The following is a 22608-nucleotide window of genomic DNA, read 5'->3' as shown; positions in this document are numbered from 1 at the left end:
GAGCAGCCGCCGACGGTCGCGGCCTGTTCGAGCGTCAGCGTGCGGGACCGATACAGCGTGAGCGCGGTGGCGACGGATTTGGACGTCATCGTGTACAACCATTCAGTGGATGGACGAACATATAACTCTAACGCCTTTCGTAGCGTGTTATAGAATTTGAGAGAACTGGAAACAACTGATTGTAGCCTATTTACATCAATAACCAGACGAGCGTTCGTTTATTGTTTGCGAACGAGTACCACGGACGAGCCGAGATCCGTCTCTTCGCCGGGGGGCGGCGCTCGCGCGCGTCGTTTCGACGCTGCGCCGAGGGGCGGGGGTCGATCCCCTTCCCAGCGCTCGGGAGCCGAGCGGGGGACTTTTCGTCGGGTAGGCCGAACGACGCGTATGGCTCAGGCGACCCAAGAGTTCGGCGACTGGCCCCTCAAGCGGCTGATGACCGAGGTCTGCGGCTCCGGCCACAAGTCGGCCGACGACCTCACCCGCGCGCAGGCGACCGAGGCGTTCGAACGCATCTTCGCGGACGAGCCCGATCCGACCACGCTCGGGGCGTTCTGGCTCGCGAACCGCTGGAAGCGGAACACGCCCGAGGAGCTGGGCGCGTACGTCGACGTGATGTGCGACCGCGTCGAGTACGCCGAACCCGACGTCGACCCCGTCGACTGCGGCGCGAACTACGACGGGAAGGGCCGGACCGCGATCCTCGGCGTCGCGGCGGGCGCGGTCGCGGCCGCCGCCGGCACCCCGGTCGTCGTCCACTCGGGCGACCGCGTGCCGACGCAGAAGCAGGACGCGTACAAGCACGTCCTCGACGAACTCGGCGTCCACACGGAGCTGGCGCCCTCGGACTCCGCGGACATGGTCGACGAGACCGGCTTCGGCTTCTACTACCAGCCCGCGTTCAACCCCGCCATCGACGACCTGTTCGACCGGCGCGACATGATGGGCGTCCGGTCGTTCGTCAACACCGTCGAGACGCTGGCGAACCCCGCCGGCGCGTCCGTCCACCTCGGCTCCTTCTACCACCTCGCGTTCGCGAAGAAGGTGGTCGACACGTTCGTCGAGAGCGAGTTCCACGACCTCGACCGCGTCCTGATGTTCCAGGGCATGGAGGGGTACGACGACGTGCGCCCCGGCTACACGAAGGTCGCCGAGTGGGACGCGAGCGACGCGGACGGCGAGGCCGGCAGCGAGGGCGCCTCCTTCGACGACTTCGAGATCGAGACCGCGGAGTACGGGATGGACCTCGAAGAGGACGACCTCGCGGTCGACGACGTCGCCGCCGACTCCGCCGAAATCACGGAGGACGTGCTGGCCGGCGAGCGCGACGGTCCCTTCGCGGACGCGGTCGCGGTCAACGCCGCGCTCCGGATCTACGCCGGCGGCGACGCCGACTCCATCGAGGACGGCCTCGACGCGGCGCGCGAGGTCATCGACGACGGCTCCGCGCACGACGTGCTCGAAGCCCTGCGGGAGTTCTGACAGCCGGGGCCGTCACCGCGTCGCTCCGGATCGTCGCCGAATTACTCCGACGCGTCGCCGCGGCAGGCGCGTTCGCAGATCGCTTTCACGCTCCGGTTTCTCGGCCCGCTAGTCCGCCCGTTTTCGTGCTTTCGTCCCGCAATTTGGGTCTGATTTGGAACGAAATTTGAAAAGAGTTCTTGAGGTCGGAGCGCCGAGTGAACATGTACCAAGAATGACCCACGATACCTCCTACCACTATGCCGTCGTGTGAACACTGTGGGACGCACGTCTCCGAACGGTTCGTCCAAGTGTTCGGGGACAAGCGTGGACGGGTACACGCGTGTCCGAACTGCTCCGCGAACGCCGGGATCGCGGAGGTCGCGAAGGAACGCGCGCAGAACGCCTGAGCCCCGTTGACCGAAGGCCCTCCCTACCGCTCCGGCGCCGGCGGCATCGCGCGCTTGTGGGCGCTGCGCTCGTAGAGGTCGACCACGCGGTCGACGGCCGCTTCCGGGACGTCGAGCTCGCGGACCGTCGCCGCCCGCGAGAGGCCGCCGTCGACGTGGACTGCGAGGATGGCGTCGACGGTGTCGTAGTCGAGCCTCATCTCCTCGGCGTCGGTCTGCCCCTCCCACATCCCCGCGGTCGGCTCCTGCATCACGAGGTCGCGGGGGACGCCGACGTGCGCGGCCAGCTGGCGCACCTGCTGTTTGTAGAGGTTGCCGATCGGATTACAGTCGACCGCCTGATCGCCGTACTTCGTGTAGTAGCCCGTCATCGCCTCGGCGCGGTTGCCCGTGCCGAGGACGACCCGATCCTCTGCGTTGGCGACGAAGTAGTTCAGCACGGCCCGGGTGCGGACGTACACGTTGCCCGCGGCGGTGCGGTCGTCGGCCGCCTCGGGGAACGCGTCGAAGAACGACTCCGCGATGGGCTGGATCTCGATCACGTCGTACTCGATGCCGAGGTCGTTGGCGACGCGCTCCGCGTCGCTCATCACGTCCGCGTCGTTCACCGCCGAGGGCATCGTGAGCCCGTGGAGGCCGTCCTCGCCGAGCGCCTCGACCGCGAGGTGGGCGGTGAGCGTCGAGTCGATGCCTCCCGAGAGGCCGAGGACCGCGCCCTCCGCGCCCGCGTCGTCGACGACGTCGCGGATGAACGAGACGAGACGCTCGCGGGCGTTCTCCAGCTCCGACTCCGAGAGGCGGAGGTCGAGCGGGGGGTCGTCCGACAGCAACACCGACTGCTCCGAGGTCTGGCTCATGTACGGAGTGAGGGGCCGAGACGACTAATACCTCCCCGTCGTCGCTGGAAACTGGACGTACGTCGGGTTATCAGGCGGCCTGAAGGGGTATCGCGGCGGTCGAGAGGGCCTACAACAGCCCTTCACGCTCCGCGAGCAGCAGCCCCTCCAGCGTCGCGTCGTTCGTCGGGGGCTCGCGGGCGATTTCCAGCGCCTCCTCGACCGGGACCGCCCGCGGGGCGAGGAACTCGTTGCTGTCGTGGTCGACGTCGACCGGCTCCAACCCCTCCGCGAACACGTAACTGCGCGTGTGGCGCAACACGCCGGTCGAACACCACACCTCCTGGAGCAGCGACGTCGACGAGGGCGCGAAGCCGGTCTCCTCGGCGAGTTCGCGCGCCCCCGCCTCGGTGTAGGACTCGCCCGACTCGACGATTCCGGCCGGGAGCTCCAGTTGTGTGTTCCGCACGGTCGGGCGATACTGCTCGACGAACAGCACCCGGTCGTCCGCGACCGCGACGATCACCGTGGCCGGCGACAGCTCCGCCCAGTAGTACTTCTTCTCCGTGCCGTCGGGCTGTTCGACGCGGTCGTAGCCGCNCCCGGTCGTCCGCGACCGCGACGATCACCGTGGCCGGCGACAGCTCCGCCCAGTAGTACTTCTTCTCCGTGCCGTCGGGCTGTTCGACGCGGTCGTAGCCGCCGACGAACCAGCCCTCGTCGTACTCGACGACGACCTCTTTCACCGGCCACTCCGGCTCGCCCGGCAGCGAGTGGTTGCGGCCGTCGGCGAACGCGGGGAGGTCGCGGAGGTCGGCGGCCGGGGCGGAGGAATCGGCCGCTTCGTTACGCTCGCCCGTCACGGGCGGACCACCTCCGCGTGGTACACTTCGCCGTCGCGGCGGACCCGCACGCCGGTCTCGGTCGAGGCGTTCGGCACCTGCCGGGTGAGCGCGTCTACCTCGTCGAACGGGGTGTGCGTGAACCACTCTTTCATCCCGTACGGACCGGTCTGATAGGGGTCGGAGCGCCCGTCCTCGCTCGCTATCGCGCCGATGAGGTACGGGTACCGCCGGTCGGAGACGTTGTTCACGTCGGCGGCGGTGTCGTTCGTCTCGATCGGTTCGACGGTGAGGTAGTACGGGTCGCCGCTGCCGAGGTAGCTGGGCAGCGCGCCGAGCGCGAGCAGCGCGACGACGACCAAGGCGATGGCGATGACGACGTTCCGGGTGACCCGGCGCATGGTCGAGGTAGGAGCCGGCGGGGAATACCGGTTTCGACCGGGGGAGGAAAGCCACCCGGCAGAGCAGAGACGCGATCCCCTGCGACCCCCGTGGGCGATGCGCTTTAGCCCGGCGCGGCCCTGTCGACGGTATGGAGTACCGGTTCGAGCTGGCGCTCTGCGCCGCGCTCGAATCCTCGGACCGCGTCGTCGCCCGCCAGCTCGGCGCGGGCGTCGAGACGCCCGGCACGCGCATCGTCGACGTCTGTCTGCTGTCGCCGGGGCTAGAGTTCGACGACCGCGCCGCGATCAGCGCCGAGCGGATCCCGGACCCCGCCATCGAGGCCGCGGTCGGGCCGGGCGAGGCCGTGCCCGTCGCCGACGCGTTCGACCTTCCGCCGGACCGGGCCGCCGCGGTCGTCGAGCGCGCGGTCGAGGTGGGCTACCTCGAACGCGAGCGCCGGAACGGGCGGCCGGTCGTGCGCGCGACGGCGCGCTACCCGGACGACTGGGCCGGCGACCTCGTCGCCGTCGAGAACAAGCCGGACCTCGGGACGCCCGGGGACCTGGAGGCGCAACTGCGGTACGACGCCGCGCTCGGGCTCTTCGACCGCGTCGTCCTCGCGACCGCCTCCTACGTCACCCGCGCGCATCTCAACCGGATCCCCGACGCGGTCGGCGTCTGGCGGTTCGACCCGGAGACCGGAGAGCGCGAGGTGGTCCGTGAGCCGACGCCGCTCGACCCGGACGCGGCGGGCGTCGAGATCCGCGCGGAGCGGCCCTCCCGGACGGACGTCGCGCTCGTCAGTCCCGAGGCGAAGGCCCGCAAGCGGCGGCGGATCGCAGAGCGCGCGTACGGGAAGGGGTGGCGCCCCGAGCCGCCGGCGTGCGTCCACGGCGAGGCGACCGCCGACGGCCGGCCGCGCTGCGCGCACTTCGACCGCGTGGTCGACCCCGGCCGCGAGTGCGGGAACGGGTGTCCCGCCTTCGAGCCCGCCGACCCGCCGGCGACGGACCGGGAGGGCCTCCGGGACGAGCGGACGGCGTGGGTCGCGGAGCCGGAGGGGGCGGGTCCGCGGCGGCAGTCCGGGCTCTCACGGTATCTGTGAGAACGCTTATACGGCGAGGGCGGGACCTTTCTGGTATGGACGAGATCGAAGACGTCTTCGTGGCGCGCCTGATGTCGACGGACCTCCACACGGTGACGCCGGACACGCTGGTCGAGGACGCGGCCGCGGTGCTGCTCAAAAATGATATCAGCTCCGTGCTGGTCGTCGACGACGACGGCGGCCTCGTCGGAATCTTAACCTCGACGGACTTCGTCGACATCGTCGCGAAGAGCCAGCCGAAGGCCGAGACGACCGTCGAGCGGTACATGACGCGGGACCCGATCACCGCCGGCGCGCAGGACGACGTCGCGGCCGTCGCCGCGACGATGCTCGAACGCGGCTTCCACCATGTTCCGGTCGTCGACGGGGAGAGGCCCATCGGCATCATCACCACCTCCGACTTCGCGGCGTACGTCTCCTCTCCGGAGTCGGTCTCGGCGTAGCGCGGTCGTCCGCCGACCGTCGCGACATCCGGTCGCCGCCGCGCCCGCTCGCCGACCGTCCGCGACAGCGACAAGTGCCGCCACTTCCTGTGCCCGTATTACCCCGGAGCGCGTACCGGGCTCCGTGTCCGATCACCTACATCTCAACCTCTTCACCATGTCCTCGGTCGAGCACGTCTCGCCCGGGTCGTGGCGGTACCCCGGCGACCGGTCGGCGGACTACGCCGACCGCGAGTACTGGACCGAGGTCGCGCGCACCGCCGAGCGGGGCGGCTTCGACGCGGTGTTCTTCGCGGACGTGCGCGGCGTCTACGACGTGTACGGCGACGACCGCGAGGTCGCCGTCGAGAAGGCGGTCCAGACCCCCGCGAACGACCCGCAGCTGGTCGTGCCCGCGATGGCGGAGGTCACGGAGGACCTCGGCTTCGCGGTGACGCGCTCGACGACCTACACCCACCCCTACCAGCTCGCGCGGGAGTTCTCCACGCTCGATCACCTCACCGACGGTCGGATCGCGATCAACGTCGTCACCTCCTACCTGGAGTCGGCCGCGGCGAACCTCGGGCTCGACGAGCGGATGGACAAGGAGACGCGCTACGACCGCGCCGACGAGTTCCTCGAGGTCTGTTACAAGCTGTGGGAGGAGTCGTGGGACGACGACGCGGTCGAGGCCGACCGCGAGGCCGGCCGGTACAGCGACCCGGAGAAGGTCCACGCCATCGACCACGAGGGGGACCACTTCTCGGTGCCCGGGCCGCACGGCTGCGAGCCGTCGCCCCAGCGCACGCCCGTCGTCTATCAGGCCGGCTCCTCCGACTACGGGCGGTCGTTCGCCGCGCGCAACGCCGAGGCCGTCTTCGCCAGCCAGCCGACGGAAGAAGGCGTCGTCGAGTACATGGACGACGTGAAGTCGCGCGCGGCCGACGCCGGCCGCGACCCGGAGAGCCTCCGCTTCTTCATCGGCGTGGTGCCGGTCGTCGGCGAGACGGAGGCGCTCGCGGAGGCGAAGTACGAGGAGTACAAGCGGCACGTCGACGTCGAGGCGACGCTCGGGCTCCTGTCCGGCTTCCTCGACATGGACCTCTCCGAGCTCGACCCCGACCAGAAGGTCGAGCACATCGAGACGGACGCGATCCAGGGGACGATGAACGCGTTCACGAAGGCCCAGCCCGACCGCGAGTGGACGGTCCGCGAGGTCGCGGAGTTCTGCGGGCTCGGCACCACCTCGCCGAAGATCGTCGGCACCCCGGAGCAGGTCGCCGACGAACTCGAACGCTGGCACGAGGCGGTCGGCGTCCACGGGTTCAACGTCAAGGAGGTCGTCCGCCCGGACTCGCTCGTCGACTTCGTCGACCTCGTCGTCCCGGAGTTGCGCGAGCGCGGGCTCGTCGCGCCGGCCGACACCGAGCCGCCGGGCGAGACGCTCCGCGAACGGCTCCTCGGCGAGGGGCAGACGGGGGTCCGCGCGGACCACCCCGCCCGACAGTAGCACGGAGGGAGACGGCGACGAGTCGGCGGGGATCGAGCCGACGATGGTCGAGTCGATAATAAACACGTCGCAGTCCGGCGGTTTTTCGATTCCCGTCGGCCGCGTGGTGTGAACGCGTTGCCGCTAACTAGGACGACAACGCTGCCGCCCCCGGCACGCTTAAGTATCTACCACTGCTTGCTTCAGGTGACGCTTCGCTTGGAGGGCCGAAGCGTCAGCGGGGACCTATAGAACGACACGCCCGTGCCACCTTTTCCCGGCACGAGCGTGCCGTTCGTTCCTTTACACGCTGAGCGATTCGCTCGCGCAGCCGCGGCTCCGCGCGTCGGCGCGTCCGAGCGTCGACAGCGCGAAGTACTCCCGGACCGACACGCACGCATGCCGCTGTTACAGTTCGCGACGACGCTGTCGCTGTCGCCCGCCGAGCGCGAGGCGTTCGTCGCGTTCGTCACCGACCGGTACACGGAGGAGATGGAGACGACCGCGGGCCACGTCGCCGTGACGATCACCGAACACGAGCCGTCGGCGATGGCGATCGGGCGGGCGGTCGAGGGGCCGCTCCTGTTCTTGGACGCCGAGATCCGCGAGGGCAGGCCCTTCGAGTACAAGCGCGCGTTCGCGCTGGCGGTGCTGGAGCGGGCCGTGGCGGCGTTCGGGGTTCCCGAGCCGAACTGTAAGATCGTGTTCACCGAACACGCGGGCGAGGACATGATGGGCGTCGACCGCGTCGGCGGCGACTGGGCGGAGGAGTAGCCGGCTCTCAGAGGTTCTCCTCTTGGTACGCGCCGTCGTACGTTCCCTCGTGGTCGGCCTCGGCCAAGACGAGCTGCGCGATCCGCGCGCCCGGTTCGATCTCGATCGGGTGGCCCACGTCGAGGCGCCCCTCGCCGACACCCTCGTAGCCGGCGTCCCACACCGCGGTGTCGAGGGTACAGGCGTTCCGCAGCAGCGTCGAGCGCGGGAGGACGAACCCGATCCGCTCCTCCGGGATCCGCACCGGCTCGCCGTAGCGCACGACGTAGCTCCCGCGTTCGAGTCGGTAACAGTCTCCCCGGGGTTCAAGCTCCTGTCGCTGGCCCACGCGTTTCCCGTCGCGCCCGAGCCGGCCCGGTTCGGTCTGTTGGAACACCGCGTCGACGGTGAGGTCGACGCCGTTCGGCTGTCGCTGCGCGTCGTCGAGGTCGGCGCCGGCCGCTTCCAGCGCCGCCGCGACCGCGGCTCCCGAGTCGAACATGCCCGTCCGAAACCGCGGGCGAGTCAAAACGGTGTCGCCCGCCGCGCGCGACGAGGACGGTCGAAGCGGCCGATTTTGCTGCGACCGTTGAAACCCGCTATTTCGGTCGTTTCAGGCGTTTAATGTCCTATAATACTCGGCAGGGCTACGTATTTCACGGTGCGTGGTACCACGCTGGTATCAGTGTGAATGTTGCCGGAGGGGTGGATCTAACACGGTCGATCTTCGGGAAACTCGCGGGTTTTATATCCACGGGAAAGCCATCATCGGGTACTATGGGACAAACGATTACGGAGAAGATCCTCGATGAGCATCTCGTCGAGGGCGAGCTGACGCCCGGCGAGGAGATCGGCATCGAGATCGATCAGGTGCTGACGCAGGACACGACGGGGACGATGGTGTGGCTCCAGTTCGAGGCGCTCGACCTGGACGAGGTCCAGACGGAGCTGGCCGCGCAGTACTGCGACCACCAGACGTACCAGTTCGACTTCAAGAACACCGACGACCACCGCTTCCTCCGCTCCGCGGCCGGCACGTACGGCGCGTACTTCTCCCGGCCCGGCAACGGGATCTGCCACCAGGTCCACAAGGAGAACTTCGCGGCGCCCGGCAAGACGCTGCTCGGCTCCGACTCGCACACGCCGACTCCCGGCGGGCTCGGCCAGCTCGCGATCGGCGCGGGCGGCCTCGACATCGCCGTCGCGATGGGCGGCGGCCCCTACTACGTCGAGATGCCGGAGGTCGTCAACGTCCACCTCGAAGGCGAACTGCCCGAGTGGGCGACCGCCAAGGACGTGGCGCTCCACCTGCTCGGCGAGCTGACCGTCAAGGGCGGCGTCGGCAAGATCTTCGAGTACACCGGCCCCGGCGCCGAGAAGCTCACGATACCCGAGCGCACCACGATCACGAACCTCGGCACCGAGCTCGGCGCCACCTCCTCGATCTTCGCGACTGACGAGAAGACGAAGGACTGGCTCGCGCGCCAGGACCGCGAGGAGGAGTACGTCGACCTCCAGCCCGACGACGACGCGGAGTACGCGGAGACGATCGAGGTCGACCTGAACGAGCTCGAACCGCTCGTGGCCGCCCCGTCGATGCCCGACAACGTCGCCCCCGTCAGCGAGTTCGAGGGCACCGACGTCGAGCAGGTCATCGTCGGCTCCTGTACCAACGGCGCCTACGAGGACATCCTCCCCAGCGCGAAGATGCTGGAGGACCGCGAGGTCGCCAGGCAGACCGAGATGATCGTCGCGCCCGGCTCGAAGCAGGCGTCCGAGATGCTGGCCCGCGAGGGCTGGACCGCGGAGATGATGGCGGCCGGCGTCAACTTCTCCGAGGCGACGTGTGGCGCGTGCATCGGCATCGGCCACGTGCCCGCCTCCGACTCCGTCTCGCTGCGCACCTTCAACCGCAACTTCGAGGGTCGCTCCGGGATCGAGGACGACTCCGTCTTCCTCTGCTCGCCCGAGGTCGCCACCGCGGCGGCCATCACCGGCGAGATCGTCGACCCGCGCGACCTCGCGGACGACCTCGGCGACCTCGAGGCACCCGGCCTGGAGATGGGGACGAAGTACGGCCCCGGCATGGGTGAAGACGACTCGGACATCATCTCGCCCGACGAGGCGATCGACGACGGCCTCGTCAAGGGCCCGAACATCGGCGACGTGCCGCTGAAAGACGACATCGACGTGGACGGCGGTGAGGCCCTCCTCAAGATGGAGGACAACATCACCACCGACCACATCATCCCGGCGACGGCGGACATCCTGAAGTTCCGCTCGAACATCGAGAAGCTCTCCGAGTTCACGCTCTCGCGCGTCGACGACACGTTCGCCGAGCGCGCGCTCAATGCCGACGGCGGCGTCCTCGTGGCCGGCGAGAACTACGGCCAGGGCTCCTCGCGTGAACACGCCGCGCTCTGTCCGATGTACCTCGGCATCGAGGCCGTCTTCGCCCAGAGCTTCGCCCGCATCCACAAGGCGAACCTCTTCAACTTCGGGATCGTCCCGCTGGCGATCGACGCGGAGACGTACGAGAAGATCGACCAGGGCGACGACCTCGAAATCGTCGACGACGTGCCCGCGGGCGTCCGCTCCGGGCAGGAGGAGTTCACCGTGAGCGTCAACGGCGAGTGGGAGTTCACCGCCGACCTCGACGCCTCCGAGCGCGAGCGCGACATCCTCGCAGCCGGCGGCAAGCTCTCGTGGGTCAAACAGCAGCACACCGACGGCGGCTCCGGCGCGGCGCCGGCCGACGACTGAGCCGACCGCCGACGCGGACCGCTCCGTCCGCTTCCGAATTTCTCCGTTTTTTCCGTCGTCGCCAGCGGCGGCGCCGCGCTTGAGGTGCCAGGTGACGCGGGAGCGACGAACCCGCAGGTGGTCAACGGAAAATACGGGGAGAAAACGCCGTCGGCAGGGGCAGCGTTAGCGGGCCGCGGCGGCGACGCGTTCGCGCTCTTCCTTCTGCGAGATGGAGTAGGAGCCCTCGACGTCGTAGTCGGCGGCGGCGACGAGTTCGTTCGCGAGCGCCTCGGCGGCGGGCGTCGTCGACTTGTACGTCGCGCTGGCGACGGCGTCGGAGATGAACAGGAGCGCCTGGTCGACGCGGCGCTGGGGCGCGACGTCGACCGCCTTCGGGACGGAGATGCCGCCGTACTTCAGGCGGACGGTCTCCTCGCGGGGCGCGGCGTTCTCGACGGCCGTCACGAGGATCTGGACCGGGTTCTCCTCGGTCCGCTCGTGGACGACGTCGAAGGCGTCACGGACGATCCGGGTCGCCTGCTGCTTTTTCCCCGTGTTCTCGTCGGTCTGCATCAGGCGGTTGATCATCCGCTCGACCAGCGAGATCTCGGACTTCTTGAACTGCTTGGACGCGTGGCGACCCATCGTGTGTGCGATGGGCGTCACGGTCATGTAACGCTTCGTGGAGGGGTCCTCGTAGGCGATCTCGGTAACGTCCCAGACGCCGAACAGCTTGGCGTTCTCGTTGGCGGCCTCGCTGGAGGCGGGGGCGTCCGGGTCCGGCTCGTCGGCGGCGACGTCCTCCTCAGACGGCGCCTCGGTCTCCTCACCGCTCATCTGACCGGCTTCTCCGCGTTACCGCGAACCAGTTCGATCATCGACACGCCGTTGACCTTCTCGACCTTGTAGTTGACGCCGGAGAGGTCGCCCATCGCGCGGCCCTTCGCACCGCCGATGCCGGCGATGGTGACCTCGTCGTGCTCGTCGATGAAGGATATCGCGCCGTCACCGGGACAGAACGCGGTGACCTGCTTCCCGTTTTTGATGAGCTGAACTCGGACGCACTTTCGGATCGCCGAGTTCGGCTGCTTTGCCTCGATGCCGACCTTTTCGAGGACGATGCCGCGCGCCTGCGGGGCACCTTCTAGGGGGTCGGACTTCTTCTTGAGCCCGCGCTCGCGCCGAGCGTACTCGGAGTCGGACCAGCGGCGCTTCTGCCGGTCCTTTTTGAGCTTACGGGCTGCGTATTTGCCGTTCGCCATCGTACGCCTACTTCCGAACGGAGCTACTTAAGCGTCGTCTTTCTGGGCCGCGAAACGGCCTCAGATCCTCCGAGCGGTGCCTCTCGACGGATCTGAGGGTGTTTCACGGAGCGATCCGATCGGGGAAATAACGGACGTTCGCTCCCGCTGAGCCGGTAAACCGGCGAGAGCGCCCGTCGTTTTACCCGGAGTGCGTCAGCCGCTCGTCTCTTTGTGCGCCGTCTCGACCCACTCCGGCTCCGGCGAGGAAGTGTCTGGTTCAGATGACGAGGAGCGGGCGGACGTCAAAAGAGCGCGGGTGGCGCGTCAGGTCAGCTGGACGTCGTCGATGCCGTAGTGCCGCTCCGCGAGCCGACGGGCCGTCTCGATGTTCGCGCCCTCCGCGCCGATGGCGACGCCGCGGTCCGCCTCCGGGATCTCGACGTACGCCACGCGGTCGTTCTGCTCGGAGATGGTGACGGCGTTGACCGCCGCCGGCGCGAGCGCGCTCGCGACGAACGCCTCGGCGGTGTCCGCGTCCTCGACCAGTTCGATCGACTTGGCGAGCCTGCGCTCGGCCTCCGCGACGGTCTCGCCGCCTTGGCCGATCGCGCTCGCCATCTTGCCGGCGGGCACCACGAACACGAGCCGGTCGCCCTCCACGAGGCAGTCGGTCGGCGTGACCCCGGTCAGCTCGTCGAACCGACCGATGTAGCGCCGCGCCTCGTCGGAGAGCTCGACGCGCATTAGTCGTCGCTCACGACGCGCGACCCCATGCGGAGGTCGACGTCGCCGGTCCCCATCGAGATGGGCTTGCCGGCGATGACGTTCTCGATGACGCCGTCGAGGTCGTCGTACTCGCCGTGGATCGCGGCGTCGAGCAGGTGGTTGACCGTGACCTCGAACGCCGCGCGCGCGAGCACGGAGTCCTTGTTGCCGGAGATGCCGTGTCGGCCGATCGACTCGATCTCGCCGTTGTTCGTCATGATGTCGGCGACCAACATCAAGTGACGGACGTTCACGTCGTCGAGCCCCTGCTCTTCGAGCGTGTTCTTCGTCTCGTCGATGATCGTCTCGCGGGCCGCCTCGACCCCGAGGTTGCGGTAGATCTCGTGGATGTTGTTACACGTCGTCCGCGAGGCGTCGACGCCCTCGATGTCGAGGGCGTCGCCGAACGCCGACCCCTCGGTGTAGAGGACGAACTCCTCGTCGCCGTCGATCTCCTCTTTGCGGATGACGACGCGCTCGATCTCCTCGATCCCTTTGAACACGATCTCCCGGAGCTGCTCGACGAGCTGGAGCAGCTCGCGGTAGCTCGGCTCGTTGGGGCCGAACTCGATGACCGTGCCGGCCTGCCGGGCGTCGACGCCGAGCGCGTCCTCGATCGTCTCGGCGATGATCCCCGCGATCTCCGTGGGGTCGGAGTGGGTGGGCCACCGCTCCAAGAGCGTGTCGTCGTTCAGGTCGATCCGGACGAGCATGTCCGCGACGTTGGTCGACACGTCGCCGAGCGCGAGGATGCGCGTCGCCTCGATCGACCAGACGACCTCGTGGGCCTTCTCGCGGTCGGTCGCGTACTCCCCGTCGAGGTGGACCGTCATCATCGGCGTGTCCGGCGTCTTCCGGGCGTCCACCAGCTCGATGAGCCGGGGGAGCCCCTGCGTGACGTCGATCTCCGCGACGCCCGCGTAGTGGAACGTGTTCATCGTCATCTGCGTCCCGGGCTCGCCGATCGACTGCGCCGAGACCGTGCCCACCGGGTCGAGGGGGTCGACCCGCGTCTGCTCGTAGCGGTTCTCGACGCCCTCGGCGATGTCGGTCGCCTGCTCGATGGTGACCTCGCCGACCTCCTCGGCCTTCCGGTCTATCGCCTCGTACACCTTCGACTTGAGCCGTCGCGGGAGCTCGGTCGCCTCCACGACCGCTTCCATGTCGTCGGTGACGCCGTCGTAGTCAGTCATCGGACTCCACCCCCGGTCCGCCGGCCTTGTTCAGGCCCGGCCCGGCGTGTTCGGAGAGGTTCGTCGGCGGCTCGCGCTCGCCGAGGAACCGCTCTTTCTCCTCGTCGGAGGCGAACTCGGCGTCGACCACGCGGTCGACGATCCCGTCGACGTCGATGCCGTCCTCCTCGCCGGAGGAGACCTTCACGGGCGAGGTGCCGTCCTCGCCGAACTCGAACTGGACGATCCGGCCCGAGGTGTCCCGGACCGTGCCGTCGTACTGCGCCTCCAGCTCGGAGAGCGCGTTGATGAGCCGACGCTGGAGGTAGCCGGACTTGGAGGTCCGGACCGCCGTGTCGACGAGCCCCTCGCGGCCGCCCATCGCGTGGAAGAAGAACTCCTGCGGGGTGAGCCCGCCGCGGTAGGAGTTTTCCACGAAGCCGTGCGCCTCAGAGGAGAGGTCGTTCGGTCGGTAGTGCGAGAGCGTCCGGTCCTCGTAGCCGCGGTTGATCCGCTCGCCGCGGACCGCCTGCTGGCCGACCGATCCGGCCATCTGCGTCAGGTTCAGCATCGAACCGCGGGCGCCCGAGCGAGCCATCACGACCGCCGGGTTGTCGTCGCCGAAGTGCTGGTCGGCGATCTCCCCGGCCGAGTCGCGGGCCTTTCCGAGCGTCTGCATGATCTTCATCTCCAGCGTCTCGTCGACGCCGCGGCCCGGCAGCGACTCCAGCTCGCCGGCCTCGTACGTCTCGATGAGCTCTTGGACGCGGTCGTAGGCGCTCTGGATCGCCTCGTCGACCTGCTCTTCGGCCTCCGGCGGGATCGACTCGTCGTCGATCCCGATCGAGAACCCGAAGTTCATGATCGCGCGCATCGCCAGCGACGCGATCTCGTTGATGAACACGCGGGCCCGGGTCTCGCCGTACTCTTTGGTGAGCGTGTCGACGACCTCGCCGCCGAACGCGCCGACCGCGTCCTCGTCGATGGTGCCCTCTATCAGCTGGCCGTCCTCGATGACGACGCTGTCGCCGGCAGAGGAGGTGAAGGATAAGTCGAGGTCGTCCGGGAGCAGCTCCGAGAACAGCGTCCGGCCGGTCCAGAGCTCGCGGCCGTCGTCGTCGACGCCGTCCGCCTCGGGGAGCTCGTCCACCCGGGTCGCGCGGAGTAGGTCCAGCGCCTGCGTCTCGGAGAACTCGGGGTTCGAGTGCGTGAGCAGGTAGGTCCCGGAGATGTGGTCCTGGATGGCCCCGATGATGTTCCCGCCGAAGCGGGGGCTCAGGATCTGCTCTTGGACGCGCATGAGGACGCGCGCCTCGGCGCGGGCCTCCTCGTTCTGGAGCGCGTGCATGTTCATCTCGTCGCCGTCGAAGTCGGCGTTGTACGGCGGACAGACGACGGTGTTGAGCCGGAACGTCTTGTACGGCATCACCACGACCTCGTGGGCCATGATGGACATCCGGTGGAGCGACGGCTGCCGGTTGAAGATCACGATGTCGCCGTCCACGAGGTGGCGGTTCACCTCCCAGTCGGCCTCGACCTTCTCGGCCAGCTCCTCGCAGTTCTTCTCGGTCACCTTCAGCCGGCGGCCGTCGGGGCGGCGCACGTAGTTCGCGCCGGGGTGGGCCTCGGGGCCGTTCCGGACGTACTGCCGCGCCTCCTCGACGTTACGCTCGGTGACGTTGAGCGTCTGGGTCATCTCCTTGGCGACGCGGTCCGGGACACCGACCTCGTTCAACGAGAGGGTCGGGTCCGGCGAGATGACGGTCCGGGCGGAGAAGTTGACGCGCTTCCCGGACAGGGAGCCGCGGAAGCGGCCCTCCTTCCCCTTCAGCCGCTGGCTGAGGGTCTTGAGGGGACGGCCGGAGCGGTGTCGCGCCGGCGGCGTCCCGCTGATCTCGTTGTCGACGAACGTGGTGACGTGGTACTGGAGCAGCTCCCAGAGGTCCTCGATGATCAGCTGCGGCGCGCCCGCCTCGCGGTTCTCCATGAACCGCTGGTTGATCCGGATGATGTCGACCAGCTTGTGCGTGAGGTCGTCCTCGGAGCGCTGGCCGTTATCGAGCGTGATCGAGGGGCGGGTGGTCACCGGCGGGACCGGGAGCACCGTCAGGATCATCCACTCCGGGCGGGAGTGCTCGGAGTCGATGCCGAGGACCTCGAGGTCCTCGTCCGGGATGTCCTCGAACCAGTCGCGGATGTCCGAGGGCATCAGCTTGTTCATGTCCTCCTCGGTGAGGTCCACGTCGAGCGCCTTCTCGATGGCGCGGCGGTCCTCCTTGCGCGGGCGGAACTCGCCGGCCATGATCTCGTTGATCCGGTCGACGGCGATGTCCGTCTTCTCGGCGAGCTCCTGCGGCGAGGTGCCCGGGTCGTCCTCCTCCTCGTCGGGCTGCATCGCGGCCGCGATGCGCTCGGAGTAGTCGCCCGAGAGCACGTCCTGGACCTCGTAGTAGGTGGTCGGCTTCTCGTGTTTGATGTCCGCCTGCGGCTCGCCGCAGAACGGACAGGTCGACGCCTTCCGGGCCTGCCGAACGGCGGCCTTCAGCACGTCGTGTTCGTCGTCGCCGAGCTCCTTCGCCCGCTCGTAGCGGTCGCGGAACTCGTCGCGCTGCGCGTCGTCGAGGGCGAGCCGACCGCACTCGCGGCACGTCGAGCGGAGCAGCCGTCGGATGAGCTTCGTGAAGCCCACGTGGATGACGGGCGCCGCCAGTTCGATGTGGCCGAAGTGGCCGTTACAGGAGCCGGAGTGCGAACCGCAGGTTCGACACTCCAGGCCGGGGTCGATGACGCCCAGTCGCGGGTCCATCAGCCCCATGTCGATCGGATAGCCGTCGTCGTCGTACGTGTCGGCCGTGATCACCTTCGTCGCGGACATGTCCCGGTACGTCTCCGGGTCCATGAGGCCGAAGTCGATCCCGCCGAGCACTTTCGGTGTTTGCGTTGACATCTAAATCGCGTCCTCCAGTTCAAGTTTCGGTCGGATGCCGAGGGCGATCATCTCGTCGAGCAGGAGCTTGAACGCGTAGCTGACCTCCAGCTCGTGGATGTCGTCCTCGTCGCCCGTGACCGGGTCGTACACGCGGCGCTGCTCGCGGTCCTCGACGGCGACGAGCCCCGTCTCCGCGGAGACGTGGACCGTCTCGGCGTCGGAAGACTCCAGCAGTCGCTCGTTGAGCACCATCGACGCGCCGTGGCCGATGATCGTGTCGCGCTCCATCTCCCCGACGCGCAGCCCGCCCTCGCGGGCGCGCCCCTCGGTCGGCTGGCGCGTGAGCACTTGGACCGGCCCGCGAGAGCGGGCGTGGAGCTTGTTCGACACCATGTGGTACAGCTTGTGGTAGAAGATCGTCCCGACGAAGATCTCGGCGTCGATCTTCTCGCCGGTGACGCCGGAGTACATGACCTCCTTGCCGGAGGACTCGAAGCCGTGCTCCTCCAGCTGGTCGCGGAGCTCCTCCTCGTCTTCGCCCTGGAACGGCGTCCCGTCGACCCGCGAGCCGCGGAGCGAGCCGACCTTCCCGCCGAGCATCTCCAGCACGTGGCCGACCGTCATCCGCGACGGTAGCGCGTGCGGGTTCATTACGAGGTCCGGGACGACCCCCTCCTCGGTGAACGGCATGTCCTCTTGGGGCGCGAGGTGGCCCACGACGCCCTTCTGTCCGTGTCGGGACGCGAACTTGTCCCCCAGTTCGGGGACGCGCTGGTCGCGCACCTTCACCTTCGAGAGCTTGGAGCCGTCCTCGCCCTCCATCAGCGTCACCGTGTCGACGACGCCCGACTCGCCCGAGCGCATCGTGACCGAGGTCTCGCGGCGCTTCTGCGGGGAGAGCCCGCCCATGTCGTCGGGCTCTTCGAGGAAGCGCGGCGGACTGGTCTTGCCGAGCAGCACCGAGGACTCGTCCACCTTCGTCTCCGGGTTGACGAGGCCGTCCTCGTCGAGGTGGGTGTACGCGTCCTCGCCGCGGGCGCCGCGCACGTCCTGGTCCGGAATCTCGAAGCGGTCCTCCTGGCCGCCGGGGTAGCGGCGCTCCTCGCCCTCGTAGGTCCGGAAGAAGTGCGAGCGGGTGAGCGCGCGGTCGACGGAGCCCTGGTTCATCACCAGCGCGTCCTCGATGTTGAACCCCTCGTAGGACATCACGGCGACGACGAAGTTCTGCGCCGCCGGCCGCTTGTCGAAACTGATCTGGTCGGAGGTCTGCGTCTTCACCATCGCCAGCTGCGGGTAGTGGAGGAGGTGCTGACGCGTGTCCGGCCGGATCCGATAGTTCGCCGAGGGGAGCCCGAGCGACTGCTTCATCATCCCCGCGCCCATGGTGATCCGCGGGCTCGCGTTGTGCTCGGGGTACGGGATCATCCCCGCGCCGATGCCGAAGACGAGCTGCGGGTCGATTTCGAGGTGCGTGTGGTCCTCGGTCACGTCCGCCTCGTCGACGGCGACGAGGATGTCCTCCTCCTCCTCGGCGTCGATGAACTCGACGTAGCCGCGCTCGACGAGGTCCTCGAACTCGACGTCGCCGCGTTCGAGGGCCTCTATCTCCTCGTCGCCGAGGAGGGGTTCACCGTTCTCGACGACGATGAGCGGGCGCCGCGCCCGCCCCGCGTCGGCGTTGACGATGACCTCGCGGGTCCGGTCCTTCACCGAGACGTTCACCATCTCCGAGACGTCGCCGCGGCGGCGCGCCTCGCGAATCTGTTCGGCGAGTTCGTCCGGGTTCTCGTGGGTGCCCACGAGGCTCCCGTTGACGTACACCTTCGCTTCGCGTTCTGCTTGTGCCATGTTAGTCGTCCGCCGTCTGTCGTTCGACGCCCTCGATGCCGGGGATCCCCTCGACACCCATCGACGCCAGTTCTCGTTTCAGCCCCTGTTCGTCTTCGACGGTCTGTGAGAGCTCCATCGCCTGCGCGAAGTTCTTCACGAGCCCGCAGTTCGGCCCCTCCGGCGTCTCGGAGGGACAGATGCGACCCCACTGGGTCGCGTGGAGGTCCCGCGCCTCGAAGTGCGGCTGCGACCGCGACAGCGGCGAGCGCAGCCGGCGGAGGTGCGAGAGCACGCCCATGTAGTCGGTCCGGTCGACGAGCTGGGAGACGCCCGAGCGGCCGCCCACCCAGTTCCCCGTCGCGATCGGGTGTTCGAGCCGCTCGGTCAGCACGTCGGAGCGGACCACCGTGTTGACGGTGAGCTGCCGGTTCCGCATGTTGGCGCGTTCGAGCTGGTATTTCACGTCGCGCGCCAGCTTGTTGAGGGCGGTGCGGAACAGGTCGCGCATGAGGTCGCCGGAGACCTTCAGGCGCTTGTTCGCGTAGTGGTCCTTGTCGTCGGCCTCCCGGCGGTCCAAGGCGAGCTCGAAGCACGCCTCGGCCATCCGGCAGAGGTAGTACGCCTTGTTGATCCGCACGTCCTCCTCGTCGACGCCCTCCTCGTGGAGGTGCGGGAGCAGGTAGCGGTCGATGACGTAGTTCGCCCGCTTGAGCTGGTAGTTCTTCCCCTGGCCGCTCGCGACGCGCTCGCCGAGGGTCTCGATGGCCCCTTCGGTGGTCTGTACGTCGGCCTCCTCCAAGTTCTCCAGCATGAACTTCACGATCTCGGGGTCGTCCGAGACGCGGTGGACGATCTCCTCGTCGGATTCGAGTCCGAGCGCACGGACGAGCGTCACGAAGTCGATGGAACCGGAGACGGAGGGGAACGACACTTCGAGCAGCCCCTCGCGGTTGCGCTCACAGAGGACCAGCGCGCGGTAGCCACGGCGCTGGGAGAACGTCTTGGCGACCTGGATCTCGTCGCCGTACTTCGAGTCGTACTCCGCGAGGATCTTGTTCGGCGCCAGGTCCTCCGAGGTCATCAGCACGCGCTCGGAGCCGTTGACGATGAAGTAGCCGCCCGGGTCGACGGGGTCCTCGCCGATGTCGATGAGCTCCTCGTCAGAGAAGCCCGCCATGTTACACTTGTTCGAGCCGACCATGATCGGCATCCGGCCGACCTTGGTCTCGGTCGTGTCGACGACCTGCTCCGGCTCGTCCTCGCCGCCGCGCACGATGGACATCTCCATGAACACGGGCGCCGAGTAGGTGATGTTGCGGAGGCGCGCCTCCTGCGGGTACAGCAGCTCCTCGGAGCCGTCGGCCTCGCGGACGCGGGGCGTGACCATCCGCACGTCGCCGAGTTCGACGTACACCGGCTCCTGCCCTTCCTTGTCGCCGATGTCCGTCTCGATCGTCTCCTTCTCGTCGACGACTTCCTGCATGCCGCGGTCCAAGAAGTTGTTGAACGAGCGGAAGTGGTGTTCGGCGAGCCGTTCGTCCGAGAAGTATTCGCGTGAAACCACGCGTCGGTCTTGCCTGTTCATGAGACGACCAGTCGGTACACGACCGCCTCGTCGGTCGTGCGGGAGTCGCGGACGATCTTCACCACGTCACCGACCTCGGCCTCGTCGGGGATCGCGGGATCTGTGCGTTTGATCTTCGGTAAGTTCGTTTTCTTCACGTCGTACTCTGCCAGGACATCCTCGACCTCCTCGGGGTCGTCGAGGAGAACGTGGTCCGGGACGAGTTCGTGTTGGCTTACGTCTACCATGGGTGCTGGTGGTGGGGAGAAGCTATCACGAGATACTACAGGTACGTACATACGCCAGCGGCATAAGACTTACCAAGCGTCGCCGCGCGCGGCTCACGAGTCGCGGGGCGTTCGACACTCCCACACACGGGAGGNGTACATACGCCAGCGGCATAAGACTTACCAAGCGTCGCCGCGCGCGGCTCACGAGTCGCGGGGCGTTCGACACTCCCACACACGGGAGGTCGACACAAAAGGCTACCGGACACGACCCCTGTCACCGGACCCCATTCTCGTCGCCGATGACAAGCCTTATTTGCCAGACAGGGGTACGAAGTGATGCGACAAGCCCGGATGGTGTAGTGGCCCATCATACGACCCTGTCACGGTCGTGACGCGGGTTCAAATCCCGCTCCGGGCGTCCCCGGTTTCGGGGCGCTGTCGCTTGTTTGCCCGGATGGTGTAGTGGCCCATCATACGACCCTGTCACGGTCGTGACGCGGGTTCAAATCCCGCTCCGGGCGCTTCTGTCGGCGCCGACTACGAGCGAGGAGCGACAGCGACGAGCGAGTCCGGCGTCGACGAACGCAGACGTGGGGATTTGAACCCTATCAGTCGCGCGCAGCGAACGGAGTGAGCGAACACGTCTGATTTCGGTTCAAATCCCGCTCCGGGCGTTTTCGACGAACAACACGGCGAACGGAGCGAGCCGTTCGTCGAAAACGCGAGCAGAAGGGTTTGAATCTGAGGGCGAGCGAACGGAGTGAGCGAAGTCCTCCGGGTTCAAATCCCGCTCCGGGCGTTTCTATCGACGCCGCAACAACGAACGAGGAGCGACAACGACAAGTGAGTGCTGCGGCGGCGATGAATCCAAATCTGAGAGAAAAACGAGAACGGAGCGACCGGCGAAGCCGCGCGTTACAGGTCCAGTTCCGCCCGGAGGTCGTCGACGAGCGCCTCAGTCTTCTGGTCCGGTTCCTCGTCGGTATCGACCGGGGTCCGCCCGTCGTACGTCTCATGGACCATCGAGACGCCCTCGGCGAGCGTGTCGAGCCCGTAACCGCCCTCCAAGACGTACGCGTCGGCCGCGCCGACGTCGGCGGCGAGCGTCCGGATCCGGTCGGTCAACAGCGCGTACCCCTCGGAGGAGACGCGCATCCGCGAGATGGGGTCGTGGCGGTGCGCGTCGAATCCGGCCGAGACGATGAACAGGTCCGGGTCGAACCGGTCGACGGCAGGCGTGATCCCCTCGTCGACCGCGTACAGGTAGTCGGCGTCGCCGGCCCCGGCCGCCAGCGGGAGGTTCGCGGTGGTCCCCTCGCCGTCTCCCTCGCCGGTCTCGTCGAGCGCGCCCGTGTCGGGGTAGAGTCCGTCCTCGTGGATCGACGCGTAGAAGACGTCCTCGCTGTCGTAGAAGATGTCCTGCGTCCCGTTGCCGTGGTGGACGTCCCAGTCGAAGATGGCGACCCGGTCCGCGAGGCCCTCGTCGATCGCCGTCTGTGCGGCGACGGCGGCGTTGTTGAAGAAGCAGAACCCCATCGCGTCGTCGGTGACGGCGTGGTGACCCGGCGGGCGGCCGATCGCGAACGGCGTCTGTCGGCCAGTAGCCCCGTCGAGCGCCTCGCGGGCCGCCCACTGGGCGAGGCCGGCGGCGGTGAGCGCCGCGTCCCACGTCCCGTCGCTGGCGACGGTGTCGGGGTCCCAGCTCCCGCCGCCGTCGGCGACGAACGACTCCAGTTCGTCGACGTACTCGTCGTCGTGGACCGCGGTGATCGCCGCCTTCTCCGCGGGGTCGGCCTCGACGTACTCGACGCCGTGGCGCTTGGTGAGCCCGCGGCGGATCGCGCGGAGCCGATCCGGGTTCTCCGGGTGTCGTTCGCCGGTGTCGTGGTCGAGACACCGGTCGCTGTAGCCGAACCGCATCTACTCGAACAACGCGAAGTACGTCTCGATGTCCTCGGCCTGTACCGTTCGTCGGTCCGCGTGGCGGGCGAGCGTTGCGGCGGCGCTCGCGACGTTGTTGGCGTAGTCCTCCAGGATGTCGGCCAGCGCGACCCGCGCGTCGACGCCGACCCGGTATCGGTCGTCGATCCGGAGCCGCGCGATCCGGTCGATGGGCGCGACCGGAAGCGTGAGATCCTCCCGGCTGACGACCTGCTCGACGCCGAAGTCCGCGGCCATCAGCGTCTTCCGGCCGTCCGCGGTCGCCTTCTCGGCCGCGTCGACGGCGAGGTCCGCGCCGTGCGACTGGATCCGTCGCGCGAGCTCCTCGGCGGCGTCCGCGCTGACGCGGAGTTCCCCCGCGTTCCGCCGGATGATCCCGTCGACCGGCGCGAACGGCAACTCGACACTCATACACACAGTCGCGTCCGTGTATCGTATAACGCTTTCCGTTAGCCGCATCGCCGCCGGAATCGGACGGGCGTCGCG

General features: G+C 68.1%; 21 protein-coding genes, 2 tRNA genes and 2 pseudogenes. 9 read left to right on the top strand and 16 right to left on the bottom strand.

Features of this window, described 5'->3' with window-relative positions; genetic code table 11:
* On the bottom strand, positions 1-89 hold an 89-nt coding region (locus tag C463_RS20320; protein WP_449271966.1), incomplete at its 3' end, for a DUF7317 family protein.
* A 298-nt stretch (positions 90-387) separates the two neighbouring features.
* Between C463_RS20320 and C463_RS12675 the strand changes: the two genes are divergently transcribed.
* Entirely contained in the window at positions 388-1482 is a 1095-nt protein-coding gene (locus C463_RS12675; protein WP_008444370.1) for an anthranilate phosphoribosyltransferase, read from the top strand.
* A gap of 239 nt (positions 1483-1721) precedes the next feature.
* Complete coding sequence (locus tag C463_RS19260; protein ID WP_008444369.1) at positions 1722-1871, top strand: DUF7563 family protein; 150 nt, start codon at positions 1722-1724, stop codon at positions 1869-1871.
* A 23-nt stretch (positions 1872-1894) separates the two neighbouring features.
* Here C463_RS19260 and C463_RS12670 read toward each other — a convergent pair whose 3' ends face one another.
* The 4 genes and pseudogenes from C463_RS12670 to C463_RS12660 all read right to left on the bottom strand — a co-directional run bounded on the left by C463_RS12670 (position 1895) and on the right by C463_RS12660 (position 3950).
* Positions 1895-2728, bottom strand: coding sequence for an NAD+ synthase (locus C463_RS12670; RefSeq protein WP_008444368.1), 834 nt, complete (start codon positions 2726-2728; stop codon positions 1895-1897).
* A 109-nt stretch (positions 2729-2837) separates the two neighbouring features.
* Positions 2838-3305 (bottom strand): annotated as a pseudogene (locus C463_RS20200) (NUDIX hydrolase); the annotation flags it as partial.
* 16 nt (positions 3306-3321) lie between these two features.
* Positions 3322-3570 (bottom strand): annotated as a pseudogene (locus C463_RS20195) (NUDIX hydrolase); the annotation flags it as partial.
* Positions 3567-3950, bottom strand: a complete 384-nt coding sequence (locus C463_RS12660; RefSeq protein WP_008444366.1) for a hypothetical protein — start codon at positions 3948-3950, stop codon at positions 3567-3569. The gene C463_RS12660 and the pseudogene C463_RS20195, both read right to left, overlap by 4 nt.
* Positions 3951-4081: 131 nt before the next feature.
* Between C463_RS12660 and C463_RS12655 the strand changes: the two genes are divergently transcribed.
* The 4 genes from C463_RS12655 to C463_RS12640 all read left to right on the top strand — a co-directional run bounded on the left by C463_RS12655 (position 4082) and on the right by C463_RS12640 (position 7723).
* A complete protein-coding gene (locus C463_RS12655; RefSeq protein WP_008444365.1) occupies positions 4082-5038 on the top strand; it encodes a DUF5787 family protein in 957 nt (318 codons plus the stop codon).
* Between the two features lie 35 nt (positions 5039-5073).
* The gene (locus C463_RS12650) at positions 5074-5481 is read left to right on the top strand and encodes a CBS domain-containing protein (RefSeq protein ID WP_008444361.1); all 408 of its coding nucleotides are present in this window, start codon (positions 5074-5076) and stop codon (positions 5479-5481) included.
* Positions 5482-5605: 124 nt separating this feature from the next.
* Positions 5606-6970, top strand: coding sequence for an LLM class flavin-dependent oxidoreductase (locus tag C463_RS12645; protein WP_049905900.1), 1365 nt, complete (start codon positions 5606-5608; stop codon positions 6968-6970).
* Positions 6971-7348: 378 nt separating this feature from the next.
* Complete coding sequence (locus C463_RS12640; protein ID WP_008444357.1) at positions 7349-7723, top strand: 4-oxalocrotonate tautomerase; 375 nt, start codon at positions 7349-7351, stop codon at positions 7721-7723.
* 7 nt (positions 7724-7730) lie between these two features.
* Here C463_RS12640 and C463_RS12635 read toward each other — a convergent pair whose 3' ends face one another.
* The gene (locus C463_RS12635; protein ID WP_008444355.1) at positions 7731-8204 is read right to left on the bottom strand and encodes a deoxyuridine 5'-triphosphate nucleotidohydrolase; all 474 of its coding nucleotides are present in this window, start codon (positions 8202-8204) and stop codon (positions 7731-7733) included.
* Between the two features lie 275 nt (positions 8205-8479).
* On the opposite strand from C463_RS12635, the gene C463_RS12630 reads away from it, so the two are divergent.
* On the top strand, positions 8480-10465 hold the full coding sequence (locus tag C463_RS12630; protein ID WP_008444346.1) for an aconitate hydratase: 1986 nt from the start codon (positions 8480-8482) through the stop codon (positions 10463-10465).
* Positions 10466-10630: 165 nt separating this feature from the next.
* Here the strand turns inward: C463_RS12630 and C463_RS12625 are convergent, their stop codons facing one another.
* The 8 genes from C463_RS12625 to C463_RS12590 form a co-directional block, all read right to left on the bottom strand.
* Positions 10631-11284 carry a 30S ribosomal protein S7 gene (locus C463_RS12625; protein WP_008444344.1) on the bottom strand — a complete coding sequence of 218 codons (654 nt, stop codon included), beginning with the start codon at positions 11282-11284 and terminating at the stop codon, positions 10631-10633.
* Entirely contained in the window at positions 11281-11709 is a 429-nt protein-coding gene (locus C463_RS12620) for a 30S ribosomal protein S12 (RefSeq protein ID WP_004599087.1), read from the bottom strand. Before C463_RS12620 ends, C463_RS12625 begins: the two co-directional genes overlap by 4 nt.
* A 306-nt stretch (positions 11710-12015) precedes the next feature.
* Positions 12016-12435, bottom strand: coding sequence for a NusA-like transcription termination signal-binding factor (locus C463_RS12615; protein ID WP_008444342.1), 420 nt, complete (start codon positions 12433-12435; stop codon positions 12016-12018).
* Complete coding sequence (gene rpoA2 / locus C463_RS12610) at positions 12435-13649, bottom strand: DNA-directed RNA polymerase subunit A'' (protein WP_008444340.1); 1215 nt, start codon at positions 13647-13649, stop codon at positions 12435-12437. The genes C463_RS12615 and rpoA2 overlap by 1 nt, the downstream gene beginning before the upstream one ends.
* Positions 13642-16575, bottom strand: coding sequence for a DNA-directed RNA polymerase subunit A' (locus C463_RS12605; RefSeq protein ID WP_193365869.1), 2934 nt, complete (start codon positions 16573-16575; stop codon positions 13642-13644). The genes rpoA2 and C463_RS12605 overlap by 8 nt, the downstream gene beginning before the upstream one ends.
* Complete coding sequence (rpoB, locus tag C463_RS12600) at positions 16576-18405, bottom strand: DNA-directed RNA polymerase subunit B (RefSeq protein ID WP_008444336.1); 1830 nt, start codon at positions 18403-18405, stop codon at positions 16576-16578. It lies immediately after the preceding gene.
* Position 18406: 1 nt separating this feature from the next.
* Positions 18407-19972, bottom strand: a complete 1566-nt coding sequence (locus C463_RS12595; protein WP_008444332.1) for a DNA-directed RNA polymerase subunit B'' — start codon at positions 19970-19972, stop codon at positions 18407-18409.
* On the bottom strand, positions 19969-20199 hold the full coding sequence (locus tag C463_RS12590; RefSeq protein WP_008444330.1) for a DNA-directed RNA polymerase subunit H: 231 nt from the start codon (positions 20197-20199) through the stop codon (positions 19969-19971). Before C463_RS12590 ends, C463_RS12595 begins: the two co-directional genes overlap by 4 nt.
* Positions 20200-20526: 327 nt before the next feature.
* Between C463_RS12590 and C463_RS12585 the strand changes: the two genes are divergently transcribed.
* Together C463_RS12585 and C463_RS12580 are read left to right on the top strand one after the other, a co-directional pair.
* Positions 20527-20599, top strand: a tRNA-Asp gene (locus C463_RS12585).
* A 30-nt stretch (positions 20600-20629) separates the two neighbouring features.
* Positions 20630-20702 (top strand) — tRNA-Asp (locus C463_RS12580).
* A gap of 394 nt (positions 20703-21096) precedes the next feature.
* Here the strand turns inward: C463_RS12580 and C463_RS12575 are convergent.
* Complete coding sequence (locus C463_RS12575; RefSeq protein ID WP_008444328.1) at positions 21097-22101, bottom strand: histone deacetylase family protein; 1005 nt, start codon at positions 22099-22101, stop codon at positions 21097-21099.
* Positions 22102-22533, bottom strand: a complete 432-nt coding sequence (locus tag C463_RS12570) for a histone family protein (RefSeq protein ID WP_008444326.1) — start codon at positions 22531-22533, stop codon at positions 22102-22104.
* Positions 22534-22608 lie beyond the last annotated feature (75 nt).

The organism is Halorubrum californiense DSM 19288 (assembly GCF_000336875.1).
GTDB classification, from domain to species: Archaea; Halobacteriota; Halobacteria; order Halobacteriales; family Haloferacaceae; genus Halorubrum; species Halorubrum californiense.
This window is presented reverse-complemented; position numbering and strand designations above follow the sequence as displayed.